The organism is Streptomyces panaciradicis, assembly GCF_023516615.1.
Taxonomy (GTDB): Bacteria; Actinomycetota; Actinomycetes; order Streptomycetales; family Streptomycetaceae; genus Streptomyces; species Streptomyces panaciradicis.
This window is the reverse complement of sequence record NZ_JAMGBF010000250.1, coordinates 1-3828: the sequence shown is the minus strand read 5'-3', so window position 1 is coordinate 3828 and position 3828 is coordinate 1. Positions and strand designations below refer to the sequence as shown.

The 3828-nt window shown below is 76.3% G+C and carries 2 protein-coding genes and 2 pseudogenes; 2 read left to right on the top strand and 2 right to left on the bottom strand.

The window, feature by feature from the left end; all coding sequences use genetic code 11:
- Both M8J74_RS42895 and M8J74_RS44930 read left to right on the top strand, forming a co-directional pair.
- Positions 1 to 722: ATP-binding cassette domain-containing protein (locus tag M8J74_RS42895; RefSeq protein ID WP_249841585.1), on the top strand; the 722-nt coding region annotated here is incomplete at its 5' end.
- Positions 719 to 2617, top strand: coding sequence for an ATP-binding cassette domain-containing protein (locus tag M8J74_RS44930; RefSeq protein WP_308406188.1), 1899 nt, complete (start codon positions 719 to 721; stop codon positions 2615 to 2617). The genes M8J74_RS42895 and M8J74_RS44930, both read left to right, overlap by 4 nt.
- On the opposite strand, the pseudogene M8J74_RS44925 reads toward M8J74_RS44930, so the two are convergent.
- Together M8J74_RS44925 and M8J74_RS42880 are read right to left on the bottom strand one after the other, a co-directional pair.
- Positions 2540 to 2884 (bottom strand): annotated as a pseudogene (locus M8J74_RS44925) (LuxR C-terminal-related transcriptional regulator); the annotation flags it as partial. The gene M8J74_RS44930 and the pseudogene M8J74_RS44925 sit on opposite strands and share 78 nt — an antisense overlap.
- Before the next feature lie 709 nt (positions 2885 to 3593).
- A pseudogene (locus M8J74_RS42880) lies at positions 3594 to 3828 on the bottom strand (S1 family peptidase); the annotation flags it as partial.

Genomic DNA, 3828 nt, shown 5'->3' with positions numbered 1-3828 from the left:
CGCGCCGGGGCGAGCGCACCGTCCTCGACGGCCTCGGCCTCGTCGTCCCCGGCGGCACGACCCTCGCCGTCGTCGGCGGCTCCGGCAGCGGCAAGTCGCTGCTCGCCGCCCTCGCCGGCCGGCTGACCGATCCCGACGCCGGCGAGATCCTCCTCGACGGCGTCCCGCTGCGCGAGCTGTCCCACGACGAGCTGCGCCGCGCCGTCGGCTACGCCTTCGAACGCCCCGCTCTCCTCGGCACGACCATCGAGGACGCCATCGCCCTCGGCCGGTCCTCCCCCTCCCCCGCACGCGTCCGCGAGGCGGCCCGCACGGCTCACGCCGACGACTTCGTCCGCCGCCTGCCGCAGGGGTACGGCACCCCGTGCACCGACGCCCCGCGCTCCGGCGGCGAATCCCAACGCCTCGGCCTGGCACGGGCGTTCGCCCACGGGGGTCGGCTGCTCGTCCTCGACGACGCGCTCTCCAGCCTCGACACGGTGACCGAGGCCCGCATCGCACAGGCGCTGTCGGCCCACGACTCGGGCGGCACCCGCCTGCTGATCGCCCACCGGGCGGCGACGGCGGCCCGCGCGGACGCGGTGGCATGGCTGGACGGCGGACGGGTGCGGGCGGTCGGACCGCACGCGGAGCTGTGGCGCGAGGCGGCGTACCGGGCGGTGTTCGGCGACGGCAGCGGAGAGACCGCGGACGAGGCCCACTCGGCCGGGGGCACGGCATGAGCGCCGGGGTCCGGTCGCGGGGGGCGCGTTTCCTGCGGGCCCGGTGGCGGGTCGTCGTACGGCTCGCCTGCTGGTCCATGCTGGAGACCGGGCAGACCTTCCTGACCGGGTACGCCCCGGCGCGCGCGCTCGACGAGGGGTTCCTGGCCGGCCGGGCCGGGGTCGGACTGGCCTGGCTCGGGGTGGCCGGCATCGGCGTGGTCCTGGGCGCGTACGGCACCGCGCGGGTGTACGCGGCCGTCGCCGCCCTGGTGGAGCCCCTGCGGGACCGGCTGGTGGAGGGCGTGGTCCGGCGGGGGGTGCGGGAGGCCGACCGCGGGGCGCTGTCCGGGCTCACCCAGCAGGTGGAGATCGCGCGGGACACCTTCGCCGGGCTGGTGATGGTCTCGCGCTCGTTCGTGTTCACCGCGGCCGGGGCGCTGGTCGGGCTGTTCTCGCTCGCCCCGCTCCTGCTGCTCGTGGTCGGGCCGCCGCTCGTGGCCGGCGTGGCCCTGTTCGCGGCGACACTGCGGCCGCTGGCCCGCCGGCAGGAGGCGTTCCTGGTGGCCGACGAGGCGCTGGCCGACCGGCTCGGGACCGTGTGCCCGGGGCTCCGGGACGTCACGGCGACCGGGGCGGAGGAGCAGATCGCCGCCGACACCGGCCGCCTCGTCGACGCCGAGTTCGGCGCGGCCCGCTCCCTGGCCCGCTGGAGCGTGCTGCGCGTGGCGTCCCTCGCCGTCGGCGGACAGCTCCCCCTCGTCCTGCTGCCGGCCGCCGCCCCCTGGCTGCTGGCCCGCGGCGTGACCACCGGCGCCCTGGTCGGCGCCCTCGCCTACGTCACCCAGTCGCTCCTCCCCGCCCTCCACAACCTCGTCCACGGTCTGGGCACCAGCGGCTCCCGCCTGACGGTGGTGCTGCGCCGCCTGACGTCGGCGGGCACGGACGACGCGCCGGGAGAAGCCACGTTGCCGGAACCGGAATCGGCGGCCCGGCACCCCGAGGGCACAGCCCCGCACACGGCGACGGCCGCTCCCCCCGCCCTCTCCCTGTCCGGCGTCACCTTCGCCTACGGACCCGCGTCCGCCCCCGTCGTCGAGGAGTTCGACCTCGTCCTTCCGCCCGGGGCGCATCTGGCCGTCGTCGGTCCCAGCGGGATCGGCAAGTCGACGCTGACGGCCCTGGTCGCGGGGCTGCTGCGGCCCTCGGGAGGCCGCATCGAGGTGGACGGGGAGCCGGTGCCCTCACCGGCGGCGGCGGCGCGGCGCGTGCTCATCCCGCAGGAGGCGTACGTCTTCACCGGCACCGTCGCCGACAACCTGGGCCACTTCCGCGCGGGCCCCGTGCCGGAGGCGGAGCTGCTCGCCGCGGCGGAGGCGGTCGGCATGGGCCCGCTGCTCGAACGGCTCGGCGGGCCGGACGCCGTCGTCGACCCGGCGGCGCTGTCGGCGGGTGAGCGGCAGCTCGTCGCGCTGACCCGCGCCTACCTGTCGTACGCCCCGCTCGCCCTCCTCGACGAGGCGACCTGCCATCTCGACCCGAGGACCGAGGAACGCGCCGAGCGGGCCTTCGCGGCCCGGCCCGGCGGCACGCTGGTCGTCGTCGCCCACCGCATCAGCTCGGCCCGGCGGGCGGACCGGGTCCTGGTGATGGACGGCACGGGCACGGCCTGCGGGACGCACGGCGAACTGCTGGACGTCTCGCCGCTGTACCGGGATCTGGTCGGCAGCTGGACGCCCGTGGCGGTCCCCCGCTCAGAGCCAGCCCTCACCCTGCGAGATGCGGATGGCGTCGATGCGGTTGCGCGCCCCGGTCTTACGGGTGATGGCCGCCATGTAGTTGCGCACCGTCCCGTTGGACAGGTGCAGGCTTCCGGCGATCTCGGCGACGGAGGCTCCTTCCGCCGCCAGGGATAACACGCTCAACTCGCGGCGCGTCAGCGGCATTTCGGCGGCCTTGAGGAAACCGAAACCGAGCGAGTCGTCGACGAAACGTTTTCCCTCCGCAACGCGCCGGATGCCGCGCACCAGCAGCTCCGGCGAGCCCTCCTTGCCGACGTAGCCGAGCGCCCCCGCCTCCAGCGCGCGCTTCAGCAGGCCCGGCCTGTTCGCGCCGGCAAGCACCAGAAGTCTCGGTGGGACCGCGCCCGGGGTGCGCGGGCACAGCTCACCCAGCGGCGGCATGCCGTAGGCGTCCACGCATTCCAGGTCCACCGCGCAGACGTCGGGCCGCATCGCCCTCGCCCTGCCCGGCGCGCTCCCCCACGGCGTGTCCTCCACCCGCAGATCGGGTTCCCGGCGGAGCCACTCCGCCAGGACCGACCGCACCAGACACTCGTCGTGCACCAGAAGTACCCGGATCACTCCCCGCCCCCTCAATTCGCGTACGCCGGTTCCATGGTGTTGAGCGCGTGCCCATTGTTGGCGCCCGTCATCACCCGTGGGCGCGAAGAACCGGCCATCGGGTTGCGCGGGGGCGCACGCGAGGCGCCCGCAGGCTGCGGCGCGCATCGATTGGGGTGACATGGGTCCGAGGTGGATGGGTAGACGGAGGCTCCCCGTCGCAGGGCGGTCAGGCATGCCCGCATACGGGCCTGTATGCGGCGGCGAGGACTCCGTTTCCGCCGTGCCGGCCCGGCGGGGCGGGTCGCCGGGGGGCGCGTCGAGTGCGCCTCGGTCCGTCGCCCGGCCGCGCGGGGAAGCGAGGGGCATGCCCGCCGGGCACATGTCGGCGCACGTCCCGGTGGCCGTGCGGGGGCGGAGGGGTCCGTGCGGCGCCGTTCGGCGCGGTCGGCCGTTGTTGACCGAAAGCGGTGGCGGACACGACGCGGTCCGGCCCTCCCGCCGGAGGGCCGGACCGTCCACCGTCGACCGGAACCGCGCGTGAGGCCGATCAGTGGGTCTGCGAGAGCGAGGACGAGCCGTTGTCCTGTGCACCGGCACCGGACTGGTCACCGGTGCCCGCTCCCGACTGGTCGCCGACGCCGGACTGGTCCCCGGCACCGGACTGGTCGCCCACGCCCGCGCCGGACTGGTCGCCCGTGCCGTCGGTCGCGCTCGCCGACGGGTCGGCGCCGCCGCCCACCGCGTCGCCGCCGCCGGCCTGGTCACCGGCGCCCGCGCCGTCG

What these genes read in the sequence shown, in the direction of transcription:
- M8J74_RS44930 (WP_308406188.1), top strand. Translation starts at nt 719, where the DNA reads ATGAGCGCCGGGGTCCGGTCGCGGGGGGCGCGTTTCCTGCGGGCCCGG.